This window comes from Rosenbergiella collisarenosi (genome assembly GCF_018494085.1).
GTDB classification, from domain to species: Bacteria; Pseudomonadota; Gammaproteobacteria; order Enterobacterales; family Enterobacteriaceae; genus Rosenbergiella; species Rosenbergiella collisarenosi.
Genome location: NZ_JABBFP010000012.1, coordinates 1 through 15,948, shown reverse-complemented (window position 1 = coordinate 15,948; position 15,948 = coordinate 1). Strand labels below are relative to the sequence as shown.

The 15,948-nt window shown below is 49.0% G+C and carries 15 protein-coding genes and 1 tRNA gene; 6 read left to right on the top strand and 10 right to left on the bottom strand.

Going from position 1 to position 15,948, the window contains the following annotated elements; genetic code table 11:
* Positions 1–41: 41 nt before the first annotated feature.
* The 4 genes from relA to syd all read right to left on the bottom strand — a co-directional run bounded on the left by relA (position 42) and on the right by syd (position 5,639).
* Positions 42–2,276, bottom strand: coding sequence for a GTP diphosphokinase (gene relA, locus HGT70_RS14925; protein WP_214196402.1), 2,235 nt, complete (start codon positions 2,274–2,276; stop codon positions 42–44).
* A gap of 31 nt (positions 2,277–2,307) precedes the next feature.
* On the bottom strand, positions 2,308–3,615 hold the full coding sequence (gene rlmD / locus HGT70_RS14920) for a 23S rRNA (uracil(1939)-C(5))-methyltransferase RlmD (protein ID WP_214196401.1): 1,308 nt from the start codon (positions 3,613–3,615) through the stop codon (positions 2,308–2,310).
* Between the two features lie 62 nt (positions 3,616–3,677).
* On the bottom strand, positions 3,678–4,394 hold the full coding sequence (gene truC / locus HGT70_RS14915; protein WP_214196400.1) for a tRNA pseudouridine(65) synthase TruC: 717 nt from the start codon (positions 4,392–4,394) through the stop codon (positions 3,678–3,680).
* Positions 4,395–5,081: 687 nt separating this feature from the next.
* A complete protein-coding gene (gene syd / locus HGT70_RS14910; RefSeq protein WP_214196399.1) occupies positions 5,082–5,639 on the bottom strand; it encodes a SecY-interacting protein in 558 nt (185 codons plus the stop codon).
* Between the two features lie 63 nt (positions 5,640–5,702).
* On the opposite strand from syd, the gene queF reads away from it, so the two are divergent.
* From queF to xni, 3 genes are all read left to right on the top strand, one after another.
* Positions 5,703–6,548 (top strand): NADPH-dependent 7-cyano-7-deazaguanine reductase QueF, encoded by an 846-nt coding sequence (gene queF, locus HGT70_RS14905; protein WP_214196398.1) that lies wholly within the window; start codon positions 5,703–5,705, stop codon positions 6,546–6,548.
* Positions 6,549–6,663: 115 nt separating this feature from the next.
* A complete protein-coding gene (ppnN, locus tag HGT70_RS14900) occupies positions 6,664–8,028 on the top strand; it encodes a nucleotide 5'-monophosphate nucleosidase PpnN (protein WP_214196397.1) in 1,365 nt (454 codons plus the stop codon).
* Positions 8,029–8,076: 48 nt separating this feature from the next.
* Positions 8,077–8,844: a flap endonuclease Xni gene (gene xni, locus HGT70_RS14895; protein ID WP_214196396.1), complete on the top strand. Its 768-nt coding sequence runs from the start codon at positions 8,077–8,079 to the stop codon at positions 8,842–8,844.
* Here the strand turns inward: xni and rlmM are convergent.
* The 4 genes from rlmM to HGT70_RS14875 all read right to left on the bottom strand — a co-directional run bounded on the left by rlmM (position 8,841) and on the right by HGT70_RS14875 (position 11,921).
* A complete protein-coding gene (gene rlmM / locus HGT70_RS14890; RefSeq protein ID WP_214196395.1) occupies positions 8,841–9,941 on the bottom strand; it encodes a 23S rRNA (cytidine(2498)-2'-O)-methyltransferase RlmM in 1,101 nt (366 codons plus the stop codon). The genes xni and rlmM overlap by 4 nt on opposite strands.
* A complete protein-coding gene (locus tag HGT70_RS14885) occupies positions 9,934–10,329 on the bottom strand; it encodes a DUF423 domain-containing protein (protein ID WP_071431636.1) in 396 nt (131 codons plus the stop codon). Before HGT70_RS14885 ends, rlmM begins: the two co-directional genes overlap by 8 nt.
* A 25-nt stretch (positions 10,330–10,354) precedes the next feature.
* Complete coding sequence (locus HGT70_RS14880) at positions 10,355–11,260, bottom strand: transcriptional regulator GcvA (RefSeq protein WP_071431639.1); 906 nt, start codon at positions 11,258–11,260, stop codon at positions 10,355–10,357.
* A 433-nt stretch (positions 11,261–11,693) separates the two neighbouring features.
* Positions 11,694–11,921: a YgdI/YgdR family lipoprotein gene (locus tag HGT70_RS14875; protein WP_071431641.1), complete on the bottom strand. Its 228-nt coding sequence runs from the start codon at positions 11,919–11,921 to the stop codon at positions 11,694–11,696.
* Between the two features lie 130 nt (positions 11,922–12,051).
* Between HGT70_RS14875 and csdA the strand changes: the two genes are divergently transcribed.
* Both csdA and csdE read left to right on the top strand, forming a co-directional pair.
* On the top strand, positions 12,052–13,260 hold the full coding sequence (csdA, locus tag HGT70_RS14870) for a cysteine desulfurase CsdA (RefSeq protein WP_214196394.1): 1,209 nt from the start codon (positions 12,052–12,054) through the stop codon (positions 13,258–13,260).
* A gap of 12 nt (positions 13,261–13,272) precedes the next feature.
* A complete protein-coding gene (csdE, locus tag HGT70_RS14865) occupies positions 13,273–13,719 on the top strand; it encodes a cysteine desulfurase sulfur acceptor subunit CsdE (RefSeq protein WP_214196393.1) in 447 nt (148 codons plus the stop codon).
* On the opposite strand, the gene tcdA is transcribed toward csdE, so the two are convergent.
* Positions 13,716–14,516: a tRNA cyclic N6-threonylcarbamoyladenosine(37) synthase TcdA gene (gene tcdA, locus HGT70_RS14860; RefSeq protein WP_214196392.1), complete on the bottom strand. Its 801-nt coding sequence runs from the start codon at positions 14,514–14,516 to the stop codon at positions 13,716–13,718. The genes csdE and tcdA overlap by 4 nt on opposite strands.
* A 34-nt stretch (positions 14,517–14,550) precedes the next feature.
* Positions 14,551–15,672, bottom strand: coding sequence for a murein transglycosylase A (mltA, locus tag HGT70_RS14855; RefSeq protein ID WP_214196391.1), 1,122 nt, complete (start codon positions 15,670–15,672; stop codon positions 14,551–14,553).
* A gap of 203 nt (positions 15,673–15,875) precedes the next feature.
* On the opposite strand from mltA, the gene HGT70_RS14850 reads away from it, so the two are divergent.
* Positions 15,876–15,948, top strand: a tRNA-Met gene (locus tag HGT70_RS14850).

The window sequence follows — 15,948 nt, the reverse complement described above, 5'->3', positions numbered from 1 at the left end:
TCTTAAAAAAAACCACTCTGTAAGAGTGGTTAGACTGAAAATTAATGGAGTCGCTTAGCATCGATCACATCGGGGATTTGATTCAACCGCGAAATAATTCTGCCTAAGACCTGCTGATTATAAATTTCGATATCCATATCGATGGTCGCTAATTGTTTACGCGTGTCACTATGGCTAGAGACCCCTAATACATTCACTTTCTCATTCGCGAGAATGGTGGTGATGTCGCGTAATAGGCCGCTACGATCGTTCGCCACGACTCGGACGACTAGCGAGTAGCCACTGGAGTAATTCTCCCCCCAGACCGCATCAACAATCCTTTCCGGCGCATGGTTGATTAACTCAGCAAGCTGCTCACAATCGGCACGGTGAATCGATATTCCGCGCCCCTGCGTTATGAATCCGGTAATATCGTCGCCTGGGATAGGCTGGCAACAGCGAGCAATATGGTGCATCAGGTTGCCGACGCCCTCCACCACGATACGACCACTGTCTTTACGGGCGTTTTGATTATTCGCCGATTTTTGTGTGAGTTGCTCTAGCGCTTTCTGGTCTTCTTCTTCCGCACTCGGTTTGTAAACCTTAGCCTGTAAGAAATTGACCATCTGATTTTGGCGGATATCTCCGCAGCCAATCGCCGCGAGGATCTCTTCCATCGAGGTCATGTTATAACGTGGTAAAAGGAATTTTTCCGCATCTTTCCAGCTAATATCCAGCTGGCTCAACTCGTTATCCAGTATCTGTTTACCCGCTAGAATATTCTTATCGCGATCCTGCTTTTTGAACCACGCGTGGACTTTTGCTCGCCCACGGCTAGTAGTGATATAGCCTAAATGAGGGTTAAGCCAATCGCGGCTCGGGTTCGGTTGCTTCTGAGTAATGACCTCGACTTGGTCACCCATTTGTAGATGATAAGTGAATGGAACAATCCGCCCGCTAATTTTAGCCCCAATACAGCGGTGCCCAATATCACTATGGATATGGTAAGCAAAATCGAGGGGGGTAGACCCAGCAGGCAGGTCGATAACATCCCCTTTAGGCGTGTAGACATAAACGCGATCGTCAAAGACCTGGCTGCGTACCTCTTCCAGCATTTCGCCGCTATCAGCCATCTCTTCTTGCCAGGCGATAAGCTTACGCAGCCACGCGATACGACCTTCGTGACCCGCAGCCCCTCTTCCTACCGGCGTCGTGCTGCCTTCTTTATATTTCCAGTGTGCGGCAACGCCCAGCTCTGCATCTTCGTGCATCTGCTTGGTGCGGATCTGCACCTCAACCGTCTGGCCCTTGGGCCCTAATACGACGGTGTGAATGGATTGATAACCATTAGGTTTAGGGTTTGCGACATAATCATCGAATTCATTCGGAAGGTGGCGAAACAGCGTATGGACGATTCCCAATGCGCCGTAGCAATCTTGCAGCCTCTCGGCAACGATCCGCACCGCTCGTACATCGAATAGCTCGTCGAAAGCGAGAGATTTTTTCTGCATTTTTCGCCAAATGCTGTAGATGTGTTTAGGCCGGCCATAGACCTCGGCTCGCACACCCTCTTGGCTCATCATGTCACGAATCTGTGTGACGAAATTATCGATATATATTTCACGATCGATACGCCGCTCATGCAGCAAACTGGCAATACGCTTGTACTCTTCGGGATGCAGATAGCGGAAGCAATAATCTTCCAACTCCCATTTTAGTTGCCCGATACCGAGACGGTTGGCGAGGGGAGCGTAGATATTCGTACTTTCCTTCGCGGCTAAGACTCTTTCATCTTCAGGCGCATCTTTCATTTCCCGTAAGTAGGCGATTCGCTCAGCGAGCTTGATGACCACGCAACGGAAATCTTCCACCATCGCTAATAGCATACGGCGGATATTATCGACTTGCTCCGACGCCATTGAATCATTCTGAATGGCTTTAAGCTGGCGAATGGCATCCATATCTAATACGCCATTCACCAAAGAGAGAATGCTGTCACCGTAGGTCGTTTTAATCTGTTCAGCGTCGAGCACATTGGCGTTAGCCAGCGGGAAAATGAGGGCAGCACATAGCGTGTCACAATCCATACTCAGCATGGTTAGGATTTCGACCATCTCGATACCACGGCTCAGTAATAGAGCTTGAGAAGGATGATCGGTGGTTTTTTCCTGACAGTAACTCCAGCAAGTACTAAGGGCTTGGCCTGTCGGCGCCGAGATATGATGTAAACTCTCGATCCATTGCTCGACAGCAAACTCTCCGGCTGGATTGAGGTGCGCGCTTCTTACTGCAACCATGATATCTCCCGCATAACTATAGGCTTAATGCTTAACGACGTTCAAATAACACCATTGATTCAAGATGTTCGGTATGTGGAAACATATCCAACATCGCCACTTTTACTACTCTATACCCTAATTGACAGGCGATTTTGCTATCCCGAGCCAATGTCGCGGGATTACAAGAAATATAGACAATACACTCTGGCTGTAAGGCACAGATATAAGGCATGACCTCTGCAGCCCCTGCACGGGCGGGATCTAACAGGACTTTATTGAAGCCCTGTTTTGCCCAAGGTTGCTGTGAGACGTCCTGCTCCAAATTATGTTGGTAAAAGGCAGCATTGCTGATGTTATTTTGCTGAGCATTATACTCTGCCTTCGCCACTAATTCTGCTAAACCCTCGACTCCTGTGACTGAACTCGCGAATCTTGCTAAAGGAAGGGTGAAGTTCCCTACCCCACAAAAGAGGTCTAATACACGATCAGTCGATTGGATATTCAGCCATTTTATCGCGTTATCAATCATTTGCTGATTAATTTCCGCGTTAACCTGAATAAACCCTTGAGGGTTAAAATATAAATTTATCTCACCAATACCATACCACGGCATCTCCCCCCGTAGCAGAGTTTGTTGCTGTCCATCCGCTAAGAAAAGCGAAACAGAATGCTTATGCGAAAACTGTTCCAGTTTTTTTAAATCCTGATCAGAAAGAGGACGCAAATGCCTTAGGACAACCGTGACGCTGTCGTTATCCGCTGCGACCAGCTCAACATGCCCAAGATGAGGGGCACCCTGTAATTGAGCAAGGCAGTGATAGAGAGGTTCTAGTACGGTATTGAGTTTTTCGACCAGGACCGGACAGGTGCGCACGTCGACGATCTCGTTACTTTTTTTACGCCGAAATCCCATAACCAGCTGTCCGCTATCGTCGACACGTAGGCTCATACGTGTGCGGCGGCGGTAGTGCCAGCTCTGGGCACTAATGATGTCATCGACGTTCTCAACGCCAACCGGCTTTAATAAGCGTGCTAATGCCTCAGCCTTAGAGGTGTGTTGTAAAGATTCGCTCATATGCTGCTGCTGGCACCCCCCGCATTGCTGATAAATCGGGCAAAGCGGTTCTCGGCGTTGTGCACTGGACGTGGTGAGAGTAATAAGTTTCGCGCGCATGAAATGGCGCTTATTCTCAGTGACCGCTACTTTTCCCGTTTCTCCGGGCAGCATTCCCTCGATAAAGCAGGTTTTGCCTTGATGATGACCCACGCCCTGTCCAAACTGGTCGATACTCTCGGCACAGAGAGTCATCGTTTGACGAGCAGATGAGGTTTTTTTTGCTTTATAAAATTGCACCATAACGATGACATCTCACAGATAAAAAATAGAGCCGTTCACGTTAACCTTTCCCTGTGAAGGACTTAACGCATCCAACCGAATTGGCGTTGCATCTCACGCCAAGTTTCATCCACCCCTGCTTCTAAGCTTATTAGCTGCTGGGTAAAGGGATGAATAAAGGAGAGCTTAAGGGCATGCAGCATTAAACGCTGACAGCCAAAGTGCTCCGCCGCCCCACGATTCTGCTTAAGATCGCCATGAGCCGTATCGCCAATTATTGGGTGGCGCAGATGGGACATATGACGACGCAGTTGATGCTTACGCCCGGTTTTAGGGTGAAGCTCCACCCAACTGTAACGACAACTTTCGTAGCGCCCGACCGGATAAGGCATCTCGACCTGAGCCAGCGTTTTATACTCAGTGATCGCTGACTGTGAAACCGGTTCACTGGTAGCAAATTTATCGGCAATCTTATCGTGTTCTTCTTGGAGCGGGTAATCGACCACTCCTTCTCCTTGCAGCCACCCGCGCACAATCGCATGGTAGGTTTTACTCATCTTATGGTGTTCGAAAAGTTGCGACAACTCCCGGCCAGCCTCGCTGGATAGGCCAAAGACTAATACCCCTGAAGTTGGGCGGTCTAAGCGATGCACAGTAAAGACGTGCTGACCTATCTGGTCACGTAGGGTTTGCATCACAAACTGAGTTTCATGGCGCGCTAACCAGCTGCGGTGAACCAGCATATTAGCGGGCTTATTCACAGCAACGATCCACTCATCTTGATAAATAATCTCGAGCACTAAAATACCTAATTCTTAACAGAGTACTTACTTTAGCCCTATACACTGTGGCAGTGGCTCCATCGGAGTATGCGCGAGTATAAAAGGCAATCAGCATCGTGAGATAAGACAGATAATCTCGTGTCACGATAAGGCATGCGGCTAAAATAGATACAGGTTGGCTGATTAACAGGTGAAGATAATAACATGGGAAAGAGGATTAACGGAAAAAAAGGGAGTACCGAAAAATCGGTACTCCCTTTTTCATTGCGGCATCCTACCACTGTCTGCATCCTGCTTTCATAGGATTCGACAATCCAGAAGGATGTGTCTCCCTGACTACGTAATCCTATGAACTTAGCCACACTTCCTTGGTCGCTTGTCCTTCTACAGAAGGTTCCCTAATGTTTTGAAAACAGCTCATCATCCTAATCTACTATTCCCACGCTCAACTCACTGTAAAGCGGTTCCATCCTTGGGTCCTATCCTTAGAACTTACAAACATCCTTCTGACCCGTCTATTCTCTCAAAGTCATAAGGATAAACAACCAGATTTTTTCATTGTCTTACCTAAGATTCTTAGATTATTGATTGTTAAAAACTTAAACAATTGATTCAAAATACAATTCGCCAACCACTACCTTTGATTAATCGTGTTATTTTGTGATCCTGATCACTATAATAAGATCATTCTTATTTACATAATAATTAAGATAATAACCGAGATCGTGGTACTAATCGCTGTAGAAAATCGCTAAGCGAGGGCGCCAACACTTTATGCTGTTGTTTACCGAGGAGCTCAAGCACCACATTTCCCGAAAGGTTTTCTACAGAAATAATCGTGCTGTCATCCTCCGTTGTACCGATAAATAGTGTGGGGCTATGCTTCAATCGCCGTTTCATTACAAGATGAGCAACAAGATTCTGTTGCAGTAACGTGAAATCTTCGTCGTTCCATGCTTGCAGTAACGTGAGGGGAAGCTCTTCAAAGATCGCGGGCATTTCTGCGGCATATTGCGTGCCATAGAAAGCAACGACTGAAGGTTGCAGCAGAAGGTCGACACCGTTGGATACCGCATCCAAATTTTTCGGCCTACTAAAAAGGTGCGGTTGCCAAGTGATGTAGTTGTCGTAAGTTCCGATTAGGCACGGGGAATCAACTCCCAGTAAAAATTCGTTTTGCGGCGCGCTTTGATGCTTTTCTTGCCAATAGTTGCAATAACGCTGTGTAAAATCGCTAAGCTGCGCAGAGGTCTCATCTAACATTCTATTTATTACTCTGGATCAGTTACAATTCCCCCATCATCCATTTACTTAGGTGCAGATGCAATGGCCGACTACGAAAACCATCCTACCTTATCGGAACTGACGTTAGGTAAATCCACCGCTTATATTTCCGATTATCAACCAGACCTTCTACAAGCCGTGCCAAGAAGCTTAAATCGCGACAGTCTGCAGCTTAATGAACAGCAACTCCCCTTCCACGGTGAAGATTATTGGACTCTCTATGAACTTTCATGGCTGAACGACCAGGGTATCCCACAGGTCGCAATAGGCGATGTCGCGCTCCCTGCGAGTAGTAAGAACTTAATTGAATCGAAAAGCTTTAAGCTTTACTTAAACAGCTTCAACCAGACTCGCTTTAGTGACTGGTCTAGCGTTGAGCAGACGCTTATCCGCGACTTAAGCCACTGCGCGCAGGGAGCCGTTCGCGTAACGTTACATCGCCTGCAAGACTTTACCGCACAGCCCATTGACGATTTTACTGGGGAAGTCATTGACGAGCAGCCAATCACTGTCGACGACTACCAATTTAACCGCGATTATCTACGTGAAGCGACGACTGATGAGCAAGTTGAAGAGACATTAGTTAGTCATTTACTCAAGTCGAACTGCTTGATTACACAGCAGCCTGATTGGGGCTCGGTGATGATCCGCTACACGGGTAAAAAGATTAACCGCGAGGCGCTTTTACGCTACCTCCTGTCTTTCCGCCAGCACAATGAGTTTCACGAACAGTGCGTAGAACGAATCTATATGGATATCATGGCGCTCTGCCAACCAGAAGCCTTAACGGTATATGCCCGTTATACGCGGCGTGGAGGGTTGGATATCAATCCGTGGCGAACGAATCAGCACTTTACTCCACACAACCGCCGTCTCGCTCGACAATAATAACTCGACACTAAAAAGAGATTGTCGGTCGCGAGCCTCTCGCCGTAGTCTGGACGTTGTAGCTAAAGATGGATGCGTCGACCGACGCTTTATGAATAATTATTAAGGAGCTCACTTGATTACACATGTCAGTCCGTTAGGCGCAATGGATCTGTTATCGCAGCTCGAAGTCGATATGCTTAAAGATACCGCCAGCAGCGACCTCTACCAACTGTTTCGTAATTGTTCATTAGCCGTACTCAATACAGGTAGTCAAACCGATAGTAGTGATGCGCTCCTCTCTCTTTATAAAGATTTTGAAATTAATGTATTACGCCGTGAACGCGGCGTAAAACTCGAGCTCATCAATCCTCCACAAGCTGCATTTGTCGATGGACAAATTATTCGTTCGCTGCAAGCTAACCTCTTCGCCGTGCTACGCGATATTGTTTTTGTGACTGCGCAACTGAATACCGATAAACGCGTTAAGCAGCATGCACCGACCGATTCGGTGTATATCACCAACATGGTCTTCTCTTTACTGCGTAATGCCCGCGCCTTACACGTCGGTGAACTCCCTAATATGGTGGTGTGCTGGGGCGGACACTCGATCAATCCAACAGAATATCTTTATTGTCGAGACGTCGGTAAACAGCTGGGATTACGTGAGCTTAATGTCTGTACCGGTTGTGGCCCCGGCGCCATGGAAGCACCGATGAAAGGGGCCGCCGTCGGCCATGCTCAACAGCGTTACCACGATAGCCGGTTTATCGGCATGACCGAGCCATCTATTATTGCCGCTGAGCCGCCCAATCCACTGGTCAACGAACTGATTATCATGCCGGATATTGAAAAGCGACTCGAAGCCTTTGTCCGTATTGCACACGGTATTATTATCTTCCCTGGTGGGGTTGGTACTGCGGAAGAGTTACTTTACCTATTGGGTATCATGATGCATCCCAATAATCAGCAGCAAGTTCTGCCTTTGGTCCTTACGGGGCCTAAAGAAAGTGAAGACTACTTCACCATGCTGGACGACTTCATTCGTCATACGCTGGGTGAGGCGGCAACCCAACACTACCGGATTATTATCGGTGATGCTGCTGAAGTCGCGCGCGTGATGAAAGAGGCTATGCCTGCCGTTAAGCAGTACCGCCGTGATACGGGCGATGCCTACAGCTTTAACTGGTCACTGCATATCGATAGTGAATTACAGCATCCCTTCCATCCTTCGCACGAAAACATGGCGAGTCTAAAACTGTTCAAAGACCAGCCAGTAGAAAAACTCGCGGCGGACTTAAGACGTATGTTCTCTGGTATCGTTGCCGGGAATGTTAAAGATGTCGGTATTCGAGAAATCGCGCAACATGGCCCCTATCTCATTCATGGCGAAAGTGACATCATGGCGAGAATGGACGAAATGTTGCAAGGCTTCGTTGCCCAGCAGCGGATGAAATTACCGGGCAGCGCCTACGTTCCTTGTTACCAAATTATTCGTTAACTCAGAAGGCTGTACGTTCGGCGTACAGCCCAAGAGAGAGTAAGAGAGATGACTCACCACCTACTGATTATCGACGCGTTGAATTTAATTCGCCGTATTCATGCCGTACAAGGAAGCAACTGCTTAAGCGGCTGTGTCGCCGCCGCTAAGCAGCTTCTACACCATAGCCAACCCACACATACCGTCGCCGTTTTCGATCATCCGCTCAGAAAGAGCGGCTGGCGGCACCAACGCTACCCCGACTATAAGGCAGGGCGTAGTGCGATGCCCGAGGATTTGGCACAACAACTCCCTAGTATCGAACAAACGTTCGCGACGTTAGGGATCCCTAGCTGGACCTCAGAGCACGATGAAGCCGACGATCTTGCGGCAACCCTCGCCGTCAAAATGCGTAGTGCCGGGCATCAAGTCACACTAGTCTCGACGGACAAAGGTTACTGCCAGCTGCTATCCGCGCAGATTCAGATTCGGGATTACTTCCAAAAACGTTGGCTAGATGTACCGTTTATCGAACGCGAGTACGGCGTTAACGCCGAGCAACTGCCGGATTATTGGGGATTATGTGGGATAGCGAGCAATAAAATCCCCGGTGTAGCGGGGATTGGGCCGAAGAGTGCACAAGCGCTAATCAGTCAATTCGCCACATTAGAAGAAATCTATCATCAGCTTGATGAAGTTCCCGCTAAGTGGCGATGCAAGCTTGAAGCGGGGCGTGACAACGCCTTTATGAGTCGTGAGTTAGCGCAGCTGAAAACCGACTTACACCTCAGCGGTAATCTAAAGCAGCTACGCTATCTTACCCCGACAGCGGTTTAGCGTTCGTCTATCCGTCCCGCCCAAGCACTCCAAATGCGACGGATGTGGACGGTCACTTCCTCACGATCGTGGTACAAATGACGCGCGCGAATTTGAACATTCAGCCCCTGCTCTGCCCATGAGGTCTCCATCATCGCCAGGATCTGCGTCACCTCTTCATAACGTTTTTTCATCGGCAACTTCAGGTTGAAGATCGCTTCGCGACACCAGCCATTAGTAATCCAACGCATCATAAGATGGGCCACTTTGATCGGTTTCTCCACCATATCGCACACTAGCCAGCTAATGTTATTGCGAGGGGGTTGAAAACGAAAGCCATCTTCTTGCAGGTGTGTCACCTGCCCGGTATCCATTAAAGATGGCGCCATCGGGCCGTTATCGACGGCAAAAACCATCATCGACCGCTGTACCAGCTGGTAGGTCCATCCGCCCGGACAAGCACCCAAATCGACGGCGTACATACCGCTCGCTAGGCGTTCATCCCACTCATCGGCAGGTACAAAAACATGAAACGCTTCCTCGAGCTTTAAGGTCGAACGGCTCGGCGCATCGGAAGGGAAGCGCAGACGGGGGATCCCCATAAATAGCGTCGAGTTGTTGTTTGAGTAAGAGTAACCGACATAACAGGTACCCGGTGCGATGAAAAAGACATGTATCACCGGGCGCTTATCGCTTTCGAAGTTGAGTAATAGCTTTTCTTGACGCAAGGCCGAGCGCAATGGCACGGTGAACTTCCGACAGAATTTTAATAATTCCTTCGCTTCGTTAGTATCAGGCACTTCAACGCGCAGATCACCGGCTTTCTCAACGACCCCCATCAACATCCCGACAATCGGTGTGATTCTGTCTTCTGGAGGAAGATTTTTCAGTAATTCACCAACTATGCACATCTGGCGGGCAAAGATAAGACTGTTAAAAGGTAACTCGCGAACTAAACGATCGGCATCTTCATACTGATAACATTCGTATAGCACATAACCGGAGTTATCTTTAACCCGAGCAAAACCAAAGGCATTCAACTCGGTGGCGCGGGCGGTGATTTCTGCCGCACACTCCTTCTCAAACCCTTGTCGGCAGTACAGTAAAACTTTATTCATGGCGACTAGCCCTATTTCTCAGACGCAGCGCGCCAATTAACATCAATAACCAACCAATCAGAAAGAAAAGTCCTCCAATTGGCGTAACAAAAACGAGGAAGCGCAGGTGTGACAACGCTAAGCTGTATAAACTTCCGCTGAACAGCACTACCCCTAAAGCCATGCTGGCCGCACTCCAATAAAACCAAATATTGCGCCGGGTCTGCATTACGCTGCCCAGTCCTAAGATAGCTAACGTGTGCCATGCTTGATATTGCAGGCCTGTGTGGATCCAAGCTAGCTGCTCGCTACCTAATAAATGACTTAATACATGGGCGCCGAATGCGCCGAACGCGACCAGTAAAAAACCGCTGATCGCGACGAAAATATAAATGGTGCGACTACTCATTTTATCCCCCTTTTCTACCAAACGCTTAAGCCCTTAGGCTATCTTGCTCGCGGGCGGCGGTATCGATAATCCATTGCCGAAAGGCGGCTATTTTACCGAGTTCTGCTTGGCTGTCATGGTAAACCAGATAAAAAGCATTTTTAGTGGAGAGCACTTCATTAAATGGGCAAACCAAGCGCCCAGAACTTAGCTCGCTTTGTACCATCACGTTATTAGCCAGCGCGATACCCTGGCCATGGATCGCGGCTTGCAGCACCATCGCACTGTGACTAAAGATCGGCCCCTGTTGCACGTTTACGTGTGCTAATCCCACTTGTCTTACCCAACTCTGCCAATCCCGTCGTGAAGCATCGTGCAGTAGCGTGACATGATGTAAATCTGCGGGGGATTGTAACGGACGCTCGCCGGTTAGCAACACTGGTGAGCATACCGGGAGTAAATATTCTGCATACAGTTTTTCGACGCGCAATCCTGGCCAGTTACCACGACCATAAAAAATGGCAATATCCACATCATCGGCAAGCTTATCTTCTTCGCGATCAACGGCCTGAATACGCACATCGATTCCTGGATGCTGTTGATTAAAACTGGTCAATCGTGGCACCAACCATTGGATAGCAAAGCTCGGTAACAAACTTACCGTCAGCGCACCTTTGGCGCTGCGCGCTTGAAGCTTGCGTGTCGCATCGTTTAACGCAGAGAATATCTCTTTAATATCGAGATAATAACTTTGCCCCTCTTCTGTCAGTAACAGCGAGCGATTTCGGCGGCGAAACAGCTTTAATCCTAGAAAATCCTCTAATCCTTTGATTTGATGACTTACTGCCGCCTGTGTGACGAATAATTCTTCTGCGGCGCGAGTAAAACTGAGGTGCCGCGCTGCCGCGTCAAAAACCTTCAGCGCGTTTAGGGGGGGAAGACGTTTGGACATACCCTATAGGTCTCGATTTATGGACGGCAATCAACCATCGTGCATTAGTTTTTATAATGTGAAGCATTATAATTTGTCCATTGAGTAACTTCCACTAAATACCTATAGTTGCGCCCACTTCCGAAGGTGGTATGGCAATAAGCGCTATCGCTTATTAACAGAAGCTTAGGTGGTGATGTTGTGTTTGCATTTGACTTGGAAGGTTCGAGTCCACTATTTCCTGTGATATACACCCTGTCTGTCCATAGTATATTGTTTATAACACCGCCTAGGCGGTGTTTTTTTTTGCCTATACGCTGGGTAACTTGTACTGGATGTCTGCAACGCAATGCCAATCGTTTGCGTGTATACCGGATAGATTTAATTAATGCAAAAATAGTGCTGGGTGGGATAAGGGAGGTAGGCTGACTGTTGAGAGTCAGCCTTGGGGAAACTACTGACCGACTTCGGTTAAGTCTTTAACTTCTGAGCGGTTGATCTGTTGCTTAACGCCTGCGCCGTCTTTATAAAGAATCAAGCCGGTGTCTTCGTCCACAGCAGGTTTGCCCTGAGTAACGATAGTTTGACCATCGTTAGTATGCATAACATAATTACTCGAACATCCTGCAAGAGTAAAAGCTAAGCCCGATACTGCCAATACAGCTAAAAGATGCTTTTTCATTTATTATCTCCATCTTAAATATTTTCAGTCATTATAGAGCTGATTATTTTTTCAGTTCTTATAACTACCATAGGCGAAGTTTACGAATTTACCATGGTGGATGATCAAAAAAAGGGTTACTACACACAGTATGAGAAAATTCTCTCCTGAATGGTTTCGCCAACAGTTCCCAGCGCTGCATGAACCCTACTGTTATCTTGATAGTGCCGCGACGAGCCTGCGCCCACAAGCAGTCCTTGACGCGACGCAAGCGTATTACCAAACCGGTGGCACCGTCCATCGCAGCCACTATGCTGCAGCGCAGGAAAGTACCGAACGGTATGAGGCTTGTCGGCAACAGGTCGCCCAACTCATTAACGCCGCTTGCGCGCAACAGATTATCTGGACGCGCGGGAGTACCGAGTCCATCAATCTGGTCGCGCAAGCCTGGCTCGACGATCGATTACAGCCCGGCGATGAGATCATTGTCAGCGAGCTGGAGCACCATGCCAACCTGCTCCCATGGCTGATGCTAGCCGAGCGGACGGGCGCAAAAGTCGTACCCTGGCCGCTAAACGAGCAGGGTTTTCTCGTCACCGAGCAGCTACTGCCGCGACTCACTGCGCGTACCCGCCTGCTTGCGGTCACCCAAATGTCTAATGTGACCGGGTATTGCCCTGCCTTAGCCGAAATCATCGCTATCGCTCATCAAGCGGGCGTGCCCGTCTTGGTGGATGGTGCGCAGGGCATTGTGCATCACTCCACAGATGTCCGTCGATTAAACGCAGACTTCTATGTCTTCTCAGCGCACAAACTCTATGGCCCGACAGGCGTTGGCATCCTTTATGCACGCGAGGACCGATTAGCCGAAATGCGTCCGGTACAAGGGGGCGGGAAGATGATCACTCAGGTTAATTTCGAGGGGTATCGTCTGCAACCTGCTCCTTGGTGTTTTGAGCCGGGAACGCCCAATATTGCCGGGATATTTGGGCTGGCGAGCGCCCTCGACTTTCATCAGTCTGTCGATTGGCAGGCAGCCGAAGAGTGGACTTGTCAACTTGCAGACCTCGCGGCAGAACGTCTCTCCGCCCTACCCGGTATCCGGCTATTTCGTGCTACCGACTCGCCGATTATCTCGTTTGTCTTCGACGATCTTCATCATGCTGATCTCTTCGCTATCATTAGCGAACAGCATGTTGCATTACGCGTTGGCCAACATTGCGCTCAGCCGCTCATGCAAGCATTAGGCATAGAGGGGACGCTTAGAGCTTCATTCGCCGCGTATAACACTTATCAAGATGTTGAAAAATTAGTGAACGCAGTCACTTTTGCTTATCAACTCCTCACTGAAGAAGAGTAAGGCCCCAAACTCATGCATCTCCCTGACCACCCTTTCGCAACGGCTATCACGTCACAGGATATCGCCGAGCGCTTACAAAAAAGTCCCCATTGGGAAGATCGTTATCGCGAGCTTATCCGCTTAAGTCGGCAAATGCCGACGTTACCCGAGGAGTGGCGCAGCGTAGAGAACGAGGTATTTGGCTGCGAGAATCGCGTCTGGGTAGCTTATGAACTGACTCCACAAGGAGCTATGCACTTCGTATTAGAGAGCGAGAGCCGTATCGTGAAAGGTTTATTAGCACTCTTATTAAGCCAATGCGAAGGCCAGCCCCCCCACGTGCTCGTCGACAAAGACCTTCTTAGCTCATTGAGTGAACTTGGTCTAGCACAGCATCTGTCTACCACGCGTAATAGTGGATTAACGGCGGTCGTTCAGGCGATAAAAAATGCGGCGAATGCCGCATTGGAGAGGCGTTAACGTTCGGCTTGGCGCAGCTTACGGGCAATAAACTTCTTCAACGCATGAGATACCGCGACGAAGCCAAAGGAGGCGGTGACCATGGTCACCGCGCCAAAGCCCGAGGCACAGTCCATCCGCTTAGGGCCTTCAGCCGTGGCTTTGGCGTGGCAGACTGAGCCATCGTTCTGCGGATAACGCAAGGCTTCCGTTGAGAAGACACAGTCAATACCGAGCTTACCTTTACTGTTTTTAACGATATTAAAATCACTTTTTAGGCGCTCACGTAACTTTGCGGCTAAGGGATCTTGGATTGTTTTCGCCAAATCGACGACCGAGATCTGCGTTGGATCGATTTGTCCGCCCGCCCCACCGACCGTCACCACCGGGATTTTATTACGCCGACAATACGCGAGTAACGCCGCTTTCGGGCGTATTGCATCGATCGCATCGATCACATAATCGAACGTAGGCGTCAGGTGCTCCGCCACGTTATCGGGGGTAATAAAGTCATCAATACAAGTGACTTGGCATTCGGGATTGATCTGGCGAATACGCTCGGCCATTACCTCGATTTTCTGGTCTCCCACCGTCCCTTTTAACGCGTGTAGCTGGCGGTTGGTGTTTGTTACACAGATATCATCCATATCGACCAGCGTAATATGGCCAATCCCTGTACGCGCTAGCGCCTCGGCGGCCCAAGATCCTACACCACCAATACCAATCACGCAGAATTTCGCGTCGGGGAAAAATTGTACCGCTTGTTGCCCGTACAATCGTTCGATCCCGGCAAAGCGCTGCTGCCATGCTTCTGTCATCGTTAATTAACTCTTAATAAAAAATTACTATAGCCTACTGACTAAAAACCGGATTCGCCGAGAACACGCCAGCGCCCGGGGCAGATTTCAAGATCCACACTCGGCCGTAATGGTTATAGAATCCTGCTAGGTGTGCAGCCTCTTGACCAATACCTTGATAGATATCGAAGTGTTGCCCTTTGATTGCACCGCCCACATCCAATGCCACCATTAAGCGCATCTGATATTTACCGTTAAACTTTCCTTTCTCGTTGAGCTGCGGGATCTCAGCGAGGAGTACCGACCCCGGTGGGAGCAACGAGCGGTCTGCCGCGACGGAGGCTTTAGCGACGAGGGGAACCGCGCTCGCACCGCGTACCGGAGTAAAAGGTTCAGGCTTGAAGAATACAAAGGAATCGTTGCTCTCTAAGAGCTGACGCACTTCGGCGTAAGAGTGGCTCTCAGCCCAATCGCGAATCGCTTGCATCGACATGTCTTCGCGTTTCACCTCGCCCCGGTCAATCAGCTCTTTTCCGATACTGTGATAGGCCCAGCCGTTTTTCCCGCCATAGCCAAAGAAGGTTAATGGACGGCCATCGCCGTAATCGACATAACCACTCCCCTGCACATCCATCATAAAGTTATCGATAAGCGAGTTACTCCACGCAACGACATAACGCGAATCGATAGCGCCGTTATAAATATCGGCACGACGCGGCAATTTGTAACGGCCATGTTTGGGTGGCATACGGTAGATAGGATATTGGAATTCGCCTTGGCGGGTATAGCGCGCTTGGATAACCGGCGTGTAGTAGCCCGTAAATTGTACGTTACCGTAATCATCCGCGCCTTCCATTTGCCAGGCTTCGATACCGTAGTTGCGTAGCTGACGGGTATCTCCCCCTGAATTTAACCAGCTCTGAATTGCATTAAAGGTACTTTGTTGGCGCTGGTATAGACGTGACGAAGCCCCTTGGATCTGTTGGACTTGGTCTACGAAGTCGCCACCATTAATTGGCGCGCCGATAGCGTTCGGCTGATTACGTAAGGCAAATTGTGAGGTGATTTTACCATCTTTATATTGCTGGCCTCGATCGGTAGGCTTAGATGAACAGCCCGCAAGTAAGATCGCGACCAGGGAGCCGGTAACGGCTAGTTTTAATAGTGGGAGTTTCATGCGTCTCTCTTATCGCTCAATGTTCTGTTGGCGAAGATAGCAGAGCCCCTATTAGATTAAAACTGTAAAGCCCTCTCGTCGCAAAAAATGACTAAAAAAAGGGCGTTACGACTACTAATCCATCAAAATAAGACTTTTTTTCGTTATGTTTTAAAATTTGGGTTGCAAAGATCGGCATATTCCGTATAGTGCGCTTCCACGGACGCGGGGTGGAGCAGCCTGGTAGCTCGTCGGGCTCATAACCCGAAGGTCGTCGGTTCAAATCCGGCCCCCGCA